Below are 18525 nucleotides of genomic sequence, written 5' to 3' on the forward strand. Positions count from 1 at the left end.
AAATTACCCATTTCATAATTGAAAAGGGTAACTTAATATAGTACTCAATTGGGTGAGCGTCTCACTCATTAATTAATTAAACTCTGCTTAATTTATCTTACAATAGATGATAACCATCCTCGCCATGTTTTTAGTATTTAACATGGTTAAACTATTGATTGTAAATATTTAGGTATTAGCTCTAATTCCAAAAATTGAATACCTTGAAGATTATCTTTTTCACACAAAGATTTAAATTTCTCTGAACAAAATAAGTATCTTCCTAGTTTTAAATCGTTCAATTGAAATAAATCCAATTCAGTGTCTTTTAACACCACATTTATATACTTATCAACGAAACTTCCATCAACTTTTAATTTTGTATTATTTGTAATTTCTCTTTTAAGAAACTCAGAATTATCATAATCAACTAATGAATGTCTCCTGATATATTTTATAAAGTAATATAATTCATTTACTTTTGGTTTTCCTTTTGTACTCACAACATGTAAATTAGCTAAAGCATAATCCTGTAATAGATTTACTTTATTCATTAATAATAAAAACTTTTCAGAGATAATATGACCTAAGTATTCACCAAATATTTTCAACTTCACTCGACTGCATACCGAATTTCAATAATCCTACAGATTGATACGGAGTAATTTCATATTTTAAGGTTTTTAGCTGATTTTCAGTACTTCTGAATTGGAAACCTAATTTTATATCTTTCTCATATGAGGAAATAAATATCATTCATTCACAAAATACGGATTTTCTTTGAATAAAAATTGCGTTGATTCATTCATGAAATCTATTTTTTGTTCATTCAAAAAATAATCTCTGGATTGTTTACTGATATACTTACCAAAACATCATCTACAAAATGAAATATATAATCATCTTGATATTGAAAAAATTCATTTCCTTTGACAGGATTCTTTTCCAATTCGCCTAAGACATTTTTTAAGTCTGAAGAGGTCATAGATAGACTTACTTCGTTTATCCCTATTTTGGATAATATTTTTAACGCTCTTCTCATATCATTTACCTCTCTGTAGTTTTATAAATCAAAGATGTAATAACACCCGCTCCATTGTCGACCTACCATTTAGGCTAGCTGCGGAACCGAGTTCATTACACCTAACTGAATGAATATAAATAATAAGCACATGTAAAAAACCTTCTTACATGTGCATTAATTTTGTTTAGTTTCTATTATACAAAACGGATTAGACAATTTATTTATAATTTTTTAACCATATAAGTAATCAATAAAATTATCAGCGTATTCTTCTTTTATCAAAACTTTTTTCCAATTAATCATGTCAAATGATCACGTTCCAAGAGTGAATCAATAACATATTCATCAGTTCAATCGTGTAAGATGAAGTAACCCTATTAAGAGAGCAATTCATTTCTTACAAAAAAATATATATAAATATAGAGCTTAAGTCTCTTTTACATTTGTTTAGTTGTATTCGTAACTGTCTATTTGATAAGGAATATTTTAATTCACCTCATTTCCCCGTACAAATACTGTTAAGAATTCCTAACATCCATACAAAGAAAGGGTTTATTCAATATCTGTACAAACGCATTTATATAAAGTAACCAACAGGTGCAAATTTTATTTTATACTCAAAAAGTTAGGTTGTTTAAGAGCATTGCCAGAAACCAGCAATGACCTCGCCTGTTTCATTATGCTTATATAAATATAATGCACCGTACAAAAACACATAATCCATATTATCAATGTAGCCTTCCTCTTCTATTTGCAGAAAAAAGGAATAATTTTCATTTCCTAACTCTTCAAAATAATAACTTTTAGGTTGAATAAGACGTGGTTCACCAAAAACTTTAATAAACAAAAAATTATTCCCTTGGTTTTCCGAATAATCGCTGATTGAGTTCATCCCTAAATCTAAAATACTTTTATCAGGATTGCTTCCAATTTCGGAGTATTTATGCTTTATAACCCTTACTTCTATTGAAGGATAAATATTATTTTCCAATAAAGTATCAAAATCTTTATGGATAATAATAGAAAGCATAACATCCTCCTTTTCTGGATGAACTAGAGTTGCATAAAACCTGTAATCATCTGGTATTTGTTCTTCAATCAATTTTGGAGGATTACCACCTATTCTACCTCTCATATTATCATCAAAAGGAATACATTGAGCAAACAATTAAAATCAACCCTTCCATTTTATTAGTTTTTAAGGACATTTTAAATAATCTTGTTTCTTAGCAAAACCCGATTAATAAAATCTGGTGATTGACGTCCCAATGATAGCAGAGGCTTCGTGTATCGCGATTTTGGGATTTTGGCTCCTTACGAGATGGTGTGTTGGTCTACCTGTGATATCTTATTGCCATTTGCTAATAACATCTCCTTGTAGGATTCGTTCAATCTCTTGACATAGTTCATTGTATTGCATCGAGGCTGTCCACTGGGCTTGCTCGGAGCTAGAGGCGGTAATTTGTAAGACATTGCCCAATTCTTACGAGTGACACGGCATCAAAAAATTCAATCAAATAAAAAACATATGTAAAGAAAGAACTAAGACCTTTCTTCACATATGTCTTCAATCCTTAATAATATGGATAACAAATGAATGTTATGATAAACGTTGCATCTCTCATTTCTAACAATTAATTATCCACTTACTCCTTAACTTAATGTCTTTCTCATCTACCCTTTGGTATTTAATCCTGTTGGAAGTATTCAGGATCTTCGGTTATTTTGGATAAAAATTCTTCAAGGGAGCTTGCAATTTTCTGTTGGCTTTCATAAACAGGGCTTTGTTCTCCATCAGTTAATTCTATTGAAAAAGGAACAGACTCCCATCCAATAAAAAAGATTAATTTATTTTCTTCATCGTAGTTTGGATAACCATCAAAAATCCCATGTCTTAATCGAAAATCTCTAATAAATGCAGGGCTTAACACACAATTTTCATCTAGTTCATCTTCCCCAACAAAAGAACCGTAACCGATCTCCATCAAAAATAACTTTAGTTCTTTCGGAAAATCTATACCTAGTTCTTTTTCCACTTGTTCAACTTCATTACTATTTATCGGGACAAACTGAAGATTAGGATTGTTATTAATATATTTTTTAATAAATGGAAACCCCATTGATATACCCTCTTTCAAATATAATATTATTATTTTTTGAATACCTTATTTTACATATATCACTTTTATTTACATCCTATATATTTATTTCTATCATTTAACTTGTTGCGAGTCCCATGTTGTAAATCACGAATCTCCTTTTGCATTCTTTCTGTACTCCATTTTTCTTTTTTAGCAACCTCGTATTTTTCATCCAAAAGATCATTCATATCACGATTGTAAATATTATGATGTTCTGTACCAAGTTTAAAGAAACTATGTGTTACTTTACTTGGATGTTTTGATGGAAATCTTGGTAACATCATCATATTTAATGCTGCATTAACGTTTAGCCCTGATTTTAGTAATAGTGGATGTGTACTCCATAAATGATACGGTATGATATGATGTCTTTCAAATCCAGATTTCTTCTTCATCCATGATGGATAACTATCTTTACCACGTAGACCAAATACATCTACCCAAGTATTTGGATTGTGTACATACCCATATAGTACTAATCCTCCGTTAAGCCCAATCGGGTCAACCTGCGTATAATTCCCTTGCTCTGGATCATAGTATCGGAATCGGTTATAATACAAACCAATCTCTATATCATCATACTGCCCTTGATACCTAAATGGAATGAAATCCTTTTCACCCGTAAACTCGTTCACTCGCCCATACACATCAAGCTCAGCCGACCAAACCTTATGACCTTGTTCATCATAAGCTTCGACAGGCGTTCCTAGATAATCACTAATAATGCTGTAGTATCCGTCATTCGTGATTTTTGCAGAAGGGACAAAGCCATCATTGAATACCCATGTAACGAGACTGTCTGCGATTTCGACTTCTGTCTGTGAGGCATTCTCCACTGAATTATCCTGTGACAAATACTCATGTAAAATCGTATTGCCATCCCATACAAAATGAGTAGCTCTACCTTCTGAACACTTCTCTATCCGCCTACCTAGTGTGTCATACTTGAAAGTTACTTCTGTCATATCTGGCTTCAAGACCTTCGCCATCATACCATTGCCATAGTACTCGTACTTCCATGTATCTCCATTATGTTCGACTTTCTCTACGAGATTTCCTTCTTCGTCATAGGAGAATTTGGCATCTTTTGTTTCTAGTAATCTACTGCCTGCGCCATAGATGCGGTCTTTTTTGTCTTTTGTTTCATATAGATTGCCGACATCATCGACACTGCGGTATAAGAAATCAAATTGACGACTATCTTGATTGGCCCAGACGAGGTTACTAAATTCGTCGTAACCATAAGTCACTTTTACACCCGTTAGCTCGTTGACCATACTTCGTAATTGATGATTGACATCCCAATTGTAGGCACGTCTTCGTGTATCGCGATTTTGGCTACTTACTCTTTGGTGTGTTGGTCTACCTGTGATATCATATTGCCATTTACTAATAACATCTCCTGGTAGGATTCGTTCAATCTCTTGACCAAGTTCATTGTACTGCATCGAGGCTGTCCACTCGGCTTGCTCGGAGCGGGAGGCGATCATTTGTAAGACATTACCCAGCTCATTGCGCGTGACATCGATTTTAGCACCGAGGCTACTTGTTATCTGAGACCGATTGCCTAGCTCGTCATAGCTACTAGCAATCCACTGATCATTTTGCCATTCCTTGATCACTTGCCCAGATGAATCTCGTTCTAGCTTAACGGTTACATGCTCATTTTCTGTCTCTTGTAATGCGCCGTTTTTGTCATAGCTAAATGTTTCCCACGTACCATCATAGTAGTCAGAGCGAATAATATTTCCGAGCGCATCGTGCTGATAGGCTGTCCAACGATTCTCTGGGCGTTGAATGTGCTGCACAAAACCTGCGAGGCTTCGTTCATACGCTTTTTCCATGTCATCAAAGCCGATTTCCTTGATAATATTGCCTTTTGTATCGCGTTCAAATTTGTACGCTTCGCCTTTTTCATTAATAACAGCGGTTAATTGCTCCTCTGTATCGTAGGTGAATTGTACTTGCTTGCCACCTTGTTTACGGGATGTTAAGCTGCCTAAAATCGTGTAATCAAAGGCGACTTGTGTATGGTTATCCTTTGCAAAAATAATATCATCATAAGCATTGTACTTTAGTTGAACGTCGTTACCATCGGATAGATTTGCGCGTACTAGGCGATTTAATTGGTCATAACGGAACTTTTCTGTGGCACCGAGTGGATTAGTTGTGCTTGTGCAGTTTCCACGACGGTCGTATGTCCATGTTGAACTTGTCCCATCTGGTAATGTTACTCGGCTTAAATTTAGGTCAGCGTCATACGTTAAGGTTACCATATGGCCTTGCGCATTTTTCACCGTGTCAATTAAACGATGTTCATTATAGGAAAATTCAGTCTTTGTACCATCTTCTAAAACCGATGCCTGTAATGTCCCGTCTTCATTATAAATCCACTGGCGACTACCGCCCTCTGGATTAACTGCCTGAATCAGCCGATCTTTGTCATCATGCTGAGAGGATAACGTACTGCCATCTGCCAGCGTCATCGTGACTGGATTTGCCCATTCATCATAGCTGAAAGTTGTTACACGACCATCTTCATCTACTTCTTGCAGTAATTCAAAGTCCTCATTATAGTCATAGCTGACCTCACTACCATCTGGATACATAATTTTCGTACATAGGTTATCTTCATTAAAATAGTAAGTACTTGTATGCCCTAAGCTATTGGTAATTTCGTTATAGCCATCGTAATAGGCAAGCTCACCTGCAAGGACATTGCCATCTCCCCATGTTTTAATGACGCGTGCACCTGTCGTTGGCCCATCATAGCGCCAGTAGAAACTATTTTTATTACGGTCTATTTTTTGCATCATTAAGTGGTTCACATATTGGATATGTGTACTTTGCCCTAATGCATCTTGGATTTCGATTAAATCTTGAACATCATTGTAAACATAGCGTACTAACACTTCACGACTCGTTTGGTTACGTAAAGCGACTTCCGTCATTCTGCCCGCTTCATTTGCCGTAACATCTAATACACGCCCTACACTATCTGTTACTTGAGATAAGAAGCCTTTCAGGTTATACGTAAATTGAATATGGTGGTCTTGTTCATTTCTTACTTCTTTTAATCGGTATGTCGTCTCGGTTGTTTGTTCAAATACATAAAGCAAGCGTGTATCATGCTCAAACAAATGGTATTCCACACCCGTATTCTTCAGGGTCATTCTATCTTTTTTATTAAAATATGGTAAATTAATTGGTAAAATTGGAAACCCTACTGCGCGACCATCCGTCACCACAATGCCGATTAGCTCTTCTTCTTCAAATATTTCTAAGGCTAGATCGTATGTAAAGTGCATACCATGCCCGGTTAATCCAACTCGACTACTATCACTGTACCACGCACGTTCCCATGCAAGGGGGATAGGGCCAGGTAGTTCAAAGTCAACACCTTCATAGATCATGCGCCCGGTAATTAAATCAACCGGTTCAAAGCCTTTTTTACAGAATTTATCACTTAATCCTTTTGTACAGTTAAATTTCTTTAGTACTTGATGATTGAATTTAGTCAGCTCTGTTTTGGCCATCGCCTTCATACCGTCGACAGCTTTTGACACAGCTAGCACTTCATCCATCGAGGCGATTACTTTATCGGCTGCTGTTTTCATACTTTTTGTGCCTTTGTTCGCTACTGCCGAAACCGTATCAAGTGTTTGCGACACTTTGGAGTAAGCGGCCTTCATCCCTTTTACTGCCTTGGAAGCATCCACTGCCTTATCCGCAGCCTTGGCGGTTTTACTTGCTGCCTCTGCTACTTTTGCCGCTTTATTGACCTTGTAGGCTGTTTTTGCGGCATCCCCAACGATTGGCACTGCACCGACTATGTTCATCGCTGCGCCCATAAAGTCTCCTCTTACCAAGCTAATACCTGCGTTGGCAATATCCGCGATGGTTCCGATACCTGGAATAAATCCAGCAACATCTAACGCTAAACTAACATTATCAAGCAACTTACTAAAGAAGCTTTTTTTCTCCTTTTTCTGCTCTGCTTTTTGTGGGAAGATGACATCCACTTTTGATGTAGCTTCGATTGCTTCTTCATTTAACTTCGGTGGTTGACTTTTTTTCTCTATGCCTTCTTGTTCAATTAGCGTACTAATTAACTGTGTGTCACCAGCAAGGATAATATGGCTTTGCTCCTTCGCTGAAATGGCAATCCATTCCTCCGCTTCTACGGATAGCTCGTTCATCCCACTTATTTCTAGTGTTTCATCTGCCGCTAGCATGATGGTACTGTTACTTTGAAATGTCACGCCTTCTCCATCATCCATCTTAAGGTCCAATACACCATCTACTGCACTAAAGGTAATATCTCCAACCCCTAGTGTCATATCTTTCCCCGCATTGGTCGCTAACGATTTCACGGTCGTGTCTGCCATTTTTTTCGTTTGTTTTTGTCCGCCTTCTGGTGTGGCAGGCGAAACACGTACTGAGCTAATGACAATGGCATCTTGTTCTACAGCACTTGGAAAATGCAATTGGGCACGTGCCCCTTTTTGCGGCATTAAATACATAACACCATTTGCATCTGCTGAATAAGCAAACCAATGTGCTTTTTCTTTCTCTTGTTTTTTATCGATATCTAAATGAATTTTGACCGTGTTTTGCGTGACATCAATAATTTTCCCTGTAAAGGCTGCCCCAATCAAATCTAAATTGCGTACTAATCGTTGACGAATACTTTTTTCTCGTTGAGCAGTATATTGAAACTTTAGTACACCCGCTTCGAGATGAATTTCCCGAACCGTGATAACATAGGATTTTCCCTTTAATTGTACCGATGTACCCAACTCGTACGCTTCTGTGCTTTCAAACGCACAAAATGTATAATCGGTTTCACTTACATCTGTACCATCGTTTTCAGTAATTAACCGATATGTATCTACATCCATATGTAATACTGAAGGTAGATGGTCGATTGTTACGCTTTTCTTACTTTCTGGTGTGCCAAACCAAAATCGTGGTCCCTTTCCTTGTAAATCAGGAAAAACTACTGCCTGTAGATTAGAAGCCACTCTTTTTATAAATGCCCAATCTGTCTCCATGTATTGAATCGAGATATGACCTATTGCTTGACCGTTCGACACCTGATCGATGTAATCCCCTTGAGGATAAGCACCTACAATGGTATCGAGTAACGCCACATAGGTCATATTCGCATCTTGAAAAGAACGTGAGCGTTTTGCAACGTCCATATTGGCTGTAAACGATACAGCCTCAACTGAAACATAATGCACCCCTTGGGCAGCCTGCAACTCTGCATTTTCAATTCTACCTGAGAACAAGATGTCTTGTTGCCTACCAAATTTAACAACGACTTCATCTGAATGACTGACACGTTGAATATATTTTTGCGCTTGCTCTTCCGCAATCATTCCTGTAAAGGACAATCTCGCATGGTCATTGCCTTGATGTTTTATCGTGAGTTTATCTATATGAATAAGAGGATAAGGCCATTCGAGCACAAGATCCTCATACGTCGTTATCATGCTGACTTCCTTTTCTCCTAGTGTCTTCATTACTTACCTCCTTTCCACTCCATGCTTTCTTTTAAAAGCCTTGTTTCGGTATTTCTAATTCCTCTTGCCCATCATGCACAATATCAATTTTGCCTCCTCCCGCTGAGCATTGCGTATGACAACGGGATAATAGTGCTTGCTTGCCCTCGATATTGACATTTTCCATCCCTTCCATCCAGTCGATGGAACATGTGGGCGTACACGGTTTTTGTAACTTCAAGCAGACGCCAAAGGTGGGAATGTTGTCGGGGTTTCGATCGCCTACATTCAATACGGCTTTATCTTTAATATAAACACCATGATCCTGTGGTAAATTTAAATAATTAAGGTGGCTACCATGCTCACAGGAAATAATTGCTCCATGGACCACGTAACTAAATTGCTCTTGTTCCGAACCTTCTGTCTCCAAATTTTCTACAACTTGAGCCATTCGGTACCCTTCCCTTCGTCTATGTTTCAAATTGCACTTTTGATTTGATTTCCATTTGAACGCTTTTTAATATCGTTCTAGTTTGACGCGCTGCAATTGAAGTCCAAGAAATGGTCGTCTTAATATACTTTCTGCAACATCTAAATGAACGATAGTAAAAGATTCTCTTTGACTATTGACTTGAAAAATATAGTCCAATTCAACCTTCCTAGGGTTTATTACGAGCTCATTTATACGTCCGTCTGGATAATAAGTCGTTTCCTGGGAAATACAGTTTTTCTCCACCATGTCCATCAGCCAATATAAGCGCTGTGTCCCTTTTTTCACATCTGTAAATACGATGGCTGTAAATGCTAAGTGATCCTCAAATTTTACGAATAACTTTTTTAATTGATCCGACACAATTGTCCGAGGCTTTTCTAAATAATCCAAATATACTGCATGCTCTTTTTCCACTACTTCTGCAAATACCGACGAACAAACAAAATCATCATCAAGGTCTGTCTTCAAAGGAAGAATCGGATTTGTAATAGTGGGATCTTGCTGAACAATAAAGTATTCCATCTTGACCTCCTGTGAACTTCATACCTATCTTCCCGTACGGACGACATTACTGAATCCAATGAATATCTTGTATTTGGGCTTGGCTGAATTGATACTTCCCTTGATCGCGTTGAAAGAATGTTGCTCCTTTCAAATTAGCACCTGTAAAATTGGCACCAGCAATTTGAGCAAATTCAAATTTTGCCTGTTGCAAATTTGCATAACTGAAATCAGTGCCAAGATAACATGGAACTTCATTTTGAGAGAACTTCAAGATTTTTCCTTGTGCATGCGTAAAATTAGCACCTGCTAAATTGGCATGTCGAAAATCAGTATCTTGAATCATTGCATAGGAAAAATCCACATTCGCTAATTGACCATTTACAAAATTCGTACCGATGCAAACACTTCGTTGCATTGTAGCTCCTGCTAAATCACTGTCTTGGAAATTCGCATAGGAAAAGTCCAACTGATTGAAATCTTTGTGCTGTAAAGGTAGATTTGAATAGTTTCCAAACGTATACGATTGATCCGTCTCTTTTGACGCTAACGTGAACAAGACATCTTTTTCTACTCGTTGTCGTTCGTCCATAATCGCGACATCTTCACTAAACCCTTTATATTCACCGACTCGAAATCGTAAGCACGTCGCTCGTTGAAAATGGAGTTTAGGGACGCGTTGTTGTTGATAACGAAAAAGATAACGTAGTAATTGGATAATATATTGATGAAACAGTAAGACTGTCTGCTGCATAATAACGCGGACGTCCGCTGCTTGAATGCTAATATAGGGTTTTCTTTCTTTCTCAAGCGTTTTTTGTAATTCGAACATCGCCTCACAAAGCCAATCCGCTTCATACTGTGCTGTGCATTGTGTCCAATTGCAATACCATGTTTCTCCATATGCTTCTAGTACATACGTAAACTTGTTTTCTAGTAATGATGTTCGAAGCAATGATAGATGAATAAAAGCAACTGGCGCTAACTTTCCTTGTTCTTGCTGTTCATGAATATTCGCAAATAGCTGTTCAAGTGCATGAATGATTGGTTGAAGTAAAACTTCCTTATCGTTGCGAAACTGTCGATCCACTTTCTCCTGCAAACGGTGAACATGAACTGACACGCATTCATCCATAAAATGCTGTAATGCTTCTTCTCGTTTCATGTATCTACATCCTCACTAATTTGCACGTACTTCAGTTCCTTTAATCTCCATTTTGTCTTCCATCTTGATTGAATTGTCTTTACATGTCATCTCAATTTTCTCATTAGCATTTATCATAATTTGCTTGGCATTTATAACGACTTTATCTGTTGCTTTTAAGTTAATATTTTTATCACTAATAATTGAAATACCATTATCATCCATCAGTGTAATCATTAATCCACCACCAGAAATGACAATGCGATCAGGTGCGAGTAGAATTTGTTTACCATGCTTTGTTCTAAGGGTTTTTACATCGGGATCAGCCATGCGACCCGGATCTTGGCGGCTATCTTCTGGTGGTGAAGCACCGCCTCCTCCCCCCTGACTAGAAGGATTGCTTGCTGATAACATTGCCCCAGATTGTGGTGGTGCTTTGGACACTGAGCTAATGGCAATTCCTTCATCCTCACGATTGCTTGGGAAGTAGATTCTAACATTGTCAGATAACTCTGGCATAAAATACCAACCTGTGTTATCCTCTGATGCATAGATCGTTGAGTATGGAAACCAATAAGCCTTATTTTTTTCTTGCCCCTCATCGAAATCAACATGTATACGAATTTTGTCCCCTGCCACATCAATGACTTTTCCTTGAATAGATGCGCCAATAATCGCTTGATTATAAGTCGTATGAACACTGAAGCCGTTCTGAGGTGTAAGCGTATAAATATGTTTTAATAAGCCATTTTTAAGCTTGGAGACAATTTTAAAAACATATAGTTTTTTCGATTGAAACGTAACTTCATTACCGATTTTGAATAGTTGCGGCGATTCTACTTCATAGTACATGTAGTCACTATCGGTAATACTGTCGATATGATTTTTACTTGAGATGAGAAAATTACCAATTGCTTTTTTAACACGGTAATTCATTGCATCCATTTTCTGCACTGCACCCGCTTGGAATGGTACGCCGAAGTAAAACTTTGCTGCACTATGAATTGTATCTGGCACTAAACCCGTATGAAATCTTGATGCCATGCGTTTTAGAAACTCCCAGTCCGTCTCTAAATATTGCATCGTAAAGTTACCAATACTAGCACCTTTTGTGACATGATCCATAAAGTCTGCACCTGGCTGGTCGGCAATACATTCATTTATTAGTTCTGTATAAGCCATCTTTGCATTTTGGTACGTTTGGTTTTTCTTCTTCACATCTAGCACATACGTATGCGATACCGCCATAACCTCCAAATAATACGTACCCATTACCGATTTCACTTGCACATCTAATGCTAGTCCATTAAAAATAGGCGTCGATTGTCCCGTACTACCAATTTGCAGTACTTCAATTGCCGTTTCTGCGTCAGTCATATAAACGTAAGAGTCTTCCAGTTCATCTGGAATGACGCCTGTTAAACGCAATGTTGCATGCTCATTCATTTGTTGTGTCATTTCGATTTCACTCACGCGGATATTGTAAGGCATCACAATCATATCTTTATACGTCAAAGCTGTTTCCTTTGTCATCACACAACACCTTCTCCATTGAATGATTTGTTTTCAATTGCGATTGTTTCCAACATGCCATAAGCAACCGGTTGCCAAATATTCATTTCTTTTTTCAAGCAATTAACTGAACCTGTTGCCACATTGTCGCCTGCTATAAACAAAAACATTAAATTATAAATCTTGTTATCGAGTGCCTTCGAAATAAAATCAAAATAGCCAATTTGTAGTCCATTCACTTCCTTCATGCCGATATCCAACATTTCTGCATCTGGCTGTAATTTTTGCAGGATAGTCATCATCGTTTCTGTAAAATCCTCTAATTCCTCTTCTTGTAGCTGTTGCTCCATTATTTTCATCGTGACGTTAATGGACGTACTTACACTTGTATAGATGTAATCAGGTCTACGGCTTGAAGGGTATTTAATATCCTTTAAATCCGTTTCCATCTCTTCAAAGGTTGTAGGAATAGACATCCGTATTTGATTGTCGTAAAAACGAAGCTCTGCAAATTCAATTATTTCATCTTCAATCGTTAGCTGACCCGCTTTAATTCCTTTCACAACGTCCGTTTGCAATAATTGGTTTTCAATGTTCTCCGTTCGTTTCTTTTGCCTTGCGTGTTTCGTCATTTCAATAATTTCTTCATCCATGAAATTCATTTTGTTCGCCCCCTTTGTTTTTAAAGTCTTGTGAGTATGCTTTGTTGTTTTGTTGTGACAAAAACCTTCTGATTTAATGCTGTAAAAATGCTTGCAGACTACTAGCTAGTCAACAATCACACGCTTCGGTCGCCCTTGACTGAGTCCTTTCATACGACCACCACCTTTCGCTTCCATTAAAATACGGTTCAAATATTTATGAATTTGACTATTCGTTAGTGATTGATCGTCTAGCTCAAGCCGATTGCAAATATAGAAATTAATCACATCCCGTTGCACCCGATCCTTATTTAGGCACTCCATGGCAAAGGCGATATCATATGGATTGGATGGTCGATTTTTTAACAGCTCGCGTGCAAAATATTGCAAAATAAGTGGGTGGTATGTGCTTTTTTGTAAGCCTGCATATTGGCAGTGAAGATAATTCACTGTGTTGAATTCAGTGGCAAAGTCGAAAAAATCGGTATGCTGTGAGCGCAGTTTAGCACCTAACTTTAATTTAAAGCGTGCTAATTCTAGCTCATTATGTGCAAGCTCAAGCGAATCGTCTAAGACAATCTGTGATTTGTGTTTTCTAAAATCTAAGTCATTTACTTCTTCTGCAAATCGTACTTTTAAGATTGTCTCATTTCCTGTTGCTTCATAAGGAAGCTCAAAGCTATTCGTTAGCATATAAAGTCTGCCATTATGCTTGATAATGCCGTTTGAAATGATTAGCAGTGTATCCGCTACAATGATATTGACACCAGCAATAATGCCGTTTGAATAATCTTGGAAATAAATATCTAAAAACTCTCTTGGGTAATCTCGTAAATTTTCCAGCATTTCTCGCTTTAAAATGCGACCTTTTTGAAAATGTGGATATTGATTGGCAAACAAGCTGTCATCCACCTCTATTCTTGTTTTTCACTTTTGAGCACTTTCTTTACTTTAAGCCGTCAAAGAAATCCAACTCTGATAAATCGGTTTCAAAGGCAAAGAATTCCTTTTTGCCAATTAATAGTTGTTCTTCCGTTCTAGCTACAGGGACGACATGGAAACCCCAGTGATCTTCTCCTGCGAAGACGAAAAATTTCACTTCTCCATTCATAATGGAATCTGTCTCATCCTGTGGAATTTTATGTTGATAATTAGCTGCTATATTGTCATAAAAAACAGGCTCATACCCTTCATGGCGATTAACATACGTGTATTTATAGGATATTTGATTGTCGGTGCCTGTTAGGAAAAATTCAACTTCCGTTACACCCCATGGTCGAGAAATGGTGCCATGAATTTGGTTAAGTCGCTCTAGACTGCTAATTAGAAGTTTTTCCTGACGATTATGTGTAAAGGCACTTACCGCATAAGGTACAACAGGCGCATGATTCGTCACGGTTGTTTCAATCATGCCTATCTTCTTGGCATTTAAATAGCGAAGTGCCCCTCTTAGGCAGGCTAGCTTTAACTCTGGCACTTTCCCAATATTTTCAGCCTTCTGTCTAAATTCAATGCTTCGTCCTGGTACAAACTCCTTTAAAGCCTCGCGAAAAGCATCAATTTTACACGATTGGCCTGTGAGCTTAATAATGGAATATTCGCTGAGTAGCCCGTTCTCATAAAACTCTTCCAAAAACTCTCGTACAATATCATAAATATCAGCTTTAATCAGATGGTTAATTTCTTTAATATTAAAAAAGACGTTCGGATAATCATACACATCTTTAAATTGATTGTTTTCTACTAATGATAGGCACCAGCGATCAACTGCCGTTACATTCAAGTCACTGTCCTGTTGCAGATCGTTTTCTGAATAAAAACGGCTCCGTAAAATGCCTGTTTTACGGAAAAACTCTTTCTTCATTTCTTCAGCCATTTCCCATAAGAAATAATAATTATTGCGGACACGTAGATATTCATCACGTGTGCGATTTTCATATTCCTTAAAGCGCGTCGGAATAATATACTCAGCATCTGAAAAAGCTTTTTCAAATTGCTCGTAAACGGCTTCCACACCGTGATCGTCTACATATCGATAAATATCCTTGCCTGGAATATCAATTAATGCATCAATGTCATAAGCATTTTTCCCTCGGCTATAATAGTTTGCAAAAACAATCTTCATAAATTGGAAAATACGATATGTAATATTGTTGCCACCAAAATTGGTATCACCATTTTCATAAGTTGTATGAATATCGATTTTGTATGAAATATGCCCATCCTCTATTCGGAACTTACAGGAAGAAAGATCTGTTGTTCCGCCACCACAATCAATGACGAGTGCCTTATATTCCTTTTCATCCAAAAAGCTATTATTCTCTATTTGATTGGCGATTGTATTATAGAGAACTGCCATCCCTTCATCAAGTGCATGCTCTGTTTCGATATTGTATTCAGGTAGGATCGCCTGAAACATGTCCAAAAATTGCGTTTTTAGCTTTACAGGACTAGAAATATGTAAATGTGCAAAGCGACATTTAAATTGATGTTCTGCCATTCGAATAATATAAAGCATAAATTCTCTTAATATTTGGCTTCGTGGCACAAGTGCTGTATTGCCATTTGCATCCATTATCTCTTCTGATTTTGTATAGTTACTCACCCACCGTTTAATGCCTTGGAATTTCGTTGCTAATGACGTATAGCTATTTTTTTTCATCATTTTTAATGCTTCATAGCCGTAGTAATAGCTCACTTGGTCTTGATTTGAACAATCTGCCACTGTCATAACTGTCGGAACAACTTCAATCCATTCATTTTGGTGTAGCGGGTCTGGAAATTGCACAAAATTGATGCTGTTTAGCTGAATTCTGTTATTTAATAAATCATGGCTACAAGGTGAGGAGACATAATCACTTTCTAAATAGACACCAGCGGTTGTATTCGTCGTGCCAAAGTCAATAGCAAGAATAGCATTGGTTGTTTCTAGCTGTTTAATCTCTAAATCTTGTATTGGTACTTTATAGTAGTGAAGGTTAATGGGCGGAAGTGGGGTCTCCTGGTAGTAAGTTTTATAGATATACTCTGAATCTTGCTTTCTTAAAAAAATAAAGCTGTAGTTTTTATTTTTTGTCTTCTGAATCCCTAATGCTTCATCTGCAACAAAGTAATATTTGTTAGGGCGCTGGTCATCTTTAATGACATTCAGGATGGCGCAAAGATCCATTTGATCATTGACAAGCAGTACATTTGATTCAACAAGAAAACCACCTGTTTCAACATAATACTGATCTGGCTTATCCATTTTCATACCGCTGTATAAGCTCATTTTCGCAGGGATTTTTATTTCACCATTGTCAGACATCGGTGTTTTCAAATAGTTTTGCATAGCCGCTTCGACTCTTTCAAAGCCCCCATCTTTGCTTTCTTTAATAAGAAGGTTTTCTTCAGCCCCACGATATCTTATAATCTTGTCGATTAACTCATCTCTCGTTAGTGTATTAATAAGCCCTGTCACGAGCTTTTCCTTATAACAAATATTTCGCAGCTGGAATGTGGTCATTTCCATTAGCTCTACACGTGTAAATGTCATATACTTCTTTTCTGCGAAGCGATTATTGACATTCAGCTTATATGAATATTTAGTCGTCATTTCGAAGCCCTCCTTTTGCTCTGTTTAGTAAAGAGCTATTCGATCTAGCTGCATCGTTTGCTCAGCATCAATAATGCCGAAGTGATATTGCCAAAAAACCTCTAATTGAAAACCAATCGGCAAAAAGATTTCTTGTATAAGCTGCACTTTCTGCTCATTTTGTTGTGACTTCTTTTGACTTATATAAATAAGGAGCTCATCCTGTTCCTCCGATTTTATATAGATCAAGCAACCTTTAAATAGCCTTTTAAACGTGTCCTTTAATAAGTAAATCTCTTCACCTGTCTGGTACAGCTTTAGCATGTTTAGTACAACTATTTCTTGCTCTTTTTTTGAAAAGGCATGAATATTATGGCGCACCTCATTGCCAAATACATTGGCTTCGATATCTCTTAATATAAATCGAATGTAAAATTCTTTTGTGTTCATCCCTTGCATCCGATCAATTTCAGCTAAAAAATGCAAGACGATGTCTAAAAAGTATTCTCTAAACTCTATGTCTTTACGATTATCTGGGTGAAAAAGGTTGTTAAAAATGCCAAAATAGCGGTAATACGGATTCACATCAACGTGCTGTTCAACAAACTGAGCATTTAATAATGGAAGACTAAGCTCCATATAGGGCGAATACGTTTCAGCAAGGTAAAAATAGATATCCTTTTTTGAAAGCCCTTCATCCTCTGCTTTTATAAGCAAATCCCAAATATAATTCATTGCCAAACACCTACACATTTAAATTCGAAGAAATGTCGTTGTACTTCTGATACTAAGAAGCTCAAAATATCATTTGCTATGAAGTCCTTTTCCACCTTGGCTTTAAACTTTAAAAGCATTATTTTTTTGTAGCTATTCTCGCCTAACATTTCTGTTATGAAAGGATTCGCAGAGTAAGTAAAGCTTGCTTCTAAAAACGAATCTACTATTTCAACATCAACAAGCTCAAATCTATTTGCCGCCTCGAAGGTGTTAACCATCCTAATAATTTCACCCTTCGTTTTGACATTTGCAGAATGCTTCCGAGCGAATTTGGACATAAAATGCTCTATTCGTCGATTGGATACAAGCTCATAATGTAGCTTGCCAATATTCTCTTCTTCCATATTTACAATTTTTAATAGCTTCCAAACCCCTGACTTATCTTGTGGCGAAACAACTGTTAATTCATTGTCTGTCCGTTTGATATAGCGAACATTCTCCTCATCAGCTTCTACAAGATAGCCATGTTCACTTCCCATTTTCCGAATGGAAAGGACATGCTCATAATTGACCTTATCGATAGCAGGAACAGGGAATCCAACATTTTTGACCTCATGACGTTCGATATTCCATAGTGGCACCATATTCAGTCGTTTTTTTGGCTCATATTCTTGTAAATCAACAATAATATCAGTGATTTCAGCTTCCTCGTTTAGAGGTGGACATTTCTCTAAATTCACATTAAAAAACTTATAGGCGAATGGATGATTAATAGTTTTCCATGGCAATCCATTTACTTGAAAGATCGGATATAGCTTGTTGATTTCTTGCAAGTAGTCCATATTTCTTGTAAGACTAACCTGAATCTCTATTGGTCCTTCTGTCGTAACAAGGGTTCCATTAAACAGCCGTTCCTCAGTTAGTAACTGCTGAATTTGTACCGAATCACACGCGAGAAATAATGTATACAGTACGGCTTGTTCATTGCGTTCTAGCGATTGAAGCAATTGATTTATTTGGATCGTTTTACTTTCTAAATCCACTGGTCGCATCGGAAATAAATATTGATGAATCGGATCAATATCCTCCTTAGAACTTAGCGTTACGTATATATCAAACCGATTCTCCACATCTTCAATTTCATTAAAAACACGCTCTTCAAGCCTTTTATTCATTTCCTCTTGATAGTCGATTAAATTTACAAAAACGCCACTTACAATGTCTTTTAGTAGTTGACGTTGCTCCAAATCCTCAATTTTGCGTAACCGTTCAATCATGAGCTCTTTTATCAA

The 18525-nt window shown here is 37.1% G+C and carries 14 protein-coding genes; all 14 read right to left on the reverse strand.

Annotation, left to right across the window (positions count from 1 at the left end):
- Positions 1–146: 146 nt before the first annotated feature.
- Complete coding sequence (locus ACIP9G_RS04150; RefSeq protein WP_401017577.1) at positions 147–596, reverse strand: Imm43 family immunity protein; 450 nt, start codon at positions 594–596, stop codon at positions 147–149.
- 212 nt (positions 597–808) lie between these two features.
- A complete protein-coding gene (locus tag ACIP9G_RS04155) occupies positions 809–1021 on the reverse strand; it encodes a hypothetical protein (RefSeq protein WP_401017580.1) in 213 nt (70 codons plus the stop codon).
- Positions 1022–1637: 616 nt separating this feature from the next.
- Positions 1638–2171, reverse strand: a complete 534-nt coding sequence (locus ACIP9G_RS04160) for a hypothetical protein (protein WP_401017583.1) — start codon at positions 2169–2171, stop codon at positions 1638–1640.
- A 520-nt stretch (positions 2172–2691) separates the two neighbouring features.
- A complete protein-coding gene (locus tag ACIP9G_RS04165) occupies positions 2692–3123 on the reverse strand; it encodes an SMI1/KNR4 family protein (protein ID WP_401017585.1) in 432 nt (143 codons plus the stop codon).
- A gap of 65 nt (positions 3124–3188) precedes the next feature.
- Entirely contained in the window at positions 3189–8672 is a 5484-nt protein-coding gene (locus ACIP9G_RS04170) for an RHS repeat-associated core domain-containing protein (RefSeq protein ID WP_401017588.1), read from the reverse strand.
- 31 nt (positions 8673–8703) lie between these two features.
- A complete protein-coding gene (locus ACIP9G_RS04175; protein ID WP_172771975.1) occupies positions 8704–9102 on the reverse strand; it encodes a DUF4280 domain-containing protein in 399 nt (132 codons plus the stop codon).
- A gap of 66 nt (positions 9103–9168) precedes the next feature.
- Complete coding sequence (locus tag ACIP9G_RS04180) at positions 9169–9666, reverse strand: hypothetical protein (RefSeq protein WP_401017591.1); 498 nt, start codon at positions 9664–9666, stop codon at positions 9169–9171.
- Positions 9667–9712: 46 nt separating this feature from the next.
- Complete coding sequence (locus ACIP9G_RS04185; protein ID WP_401017594.1) at positions 9713–10810, reverse strand: pentapeptide repeat-containing protein; 1098 nt, start codon at positions 10808–10810, stop codon at positions 9713–9715.
- A gap of 15 nt (positions 10811–10825) precedes the next feature.
- Positions 10826–12322, reverse strand: a complete 1497-nt coding sequence (locus ACIP9G_RS04190; protein ID WP_401017597.1) for a phage baseplate assembly protein V — start codon at positions 12320–12322, stop codon at positions 10826–10828.
- Positions 12322–12963: a hypothetical protein gene (locus ACIP9G_RS04195; RefSeq protein WP_401017600.1), complete on the reverse strand. Its 642-nt coding sequence runs from the start codon at positions 12961–12963 to the stop codon at positions 12322–12324. The genes ACIP9G_RS04190 and ACIP9G_RS04195 overlap by 1 nt, the downstream gene beginning before the upstream one ends.
- Positions 12964–13068: 105 nt before the next feature.
- The gene (locus ACIP9G_RS04200; RefSeq protein ID WP_401017603.1) at positions 13069–13842 is read right to left on the reverse strand and encodes a DNA and RNA helicase; all 774 of its coding nucleotides are present in this window, start codon (positions 13840–13842) and stop codon (positions 13069–13071) included.
- A gap of 46 nt (positions 13843–13888) precedes the next feature.
- Positions 13889–16537 (reverse strand): molecular chaperone, encoded by a 2649-nt coding sequence (locus ACIP9G_RS04205; protein WP_401017606.1) that lies wholly within the window; start codon positions 16535–16537, stop codon positions 13889–13891.
- A gap of 24 nt (positions 16538–16561) precedes the next feature.
- Positions 16562–17257: an iron-dependent peroxidase gene (locus ACIP9G_RS04210; RefSeq protein WP_401017609.1), complete on the reverse strand. Its 696-nt coding sequence runs from the start codon at positions 17255–17257 to the stop codon at positions 16562–16564.
- A complete protein-coding gene (locus ACIP9G_RS04215) occupies positions 17248–18525 on the reverse strand; it encodes a normocyte-binding protein (protein ID WP_401017612.1) in 1278 nt (425 codons plus the stop codon). Before ACIP9G_RS04215 ends, ACIP9G_RS04210 begins: the two co-directional genes overlap by 10 nt.

It is taken from the genome of Lysinibacillus sp. NPDC093197, assembly GCF_044754025.1.
Taxonomy (GTDB): domain Bacteria; phylum Bacillota; class Bacilli; order Bacillales_A; family Planococcaceae; genus Lysinibacillus.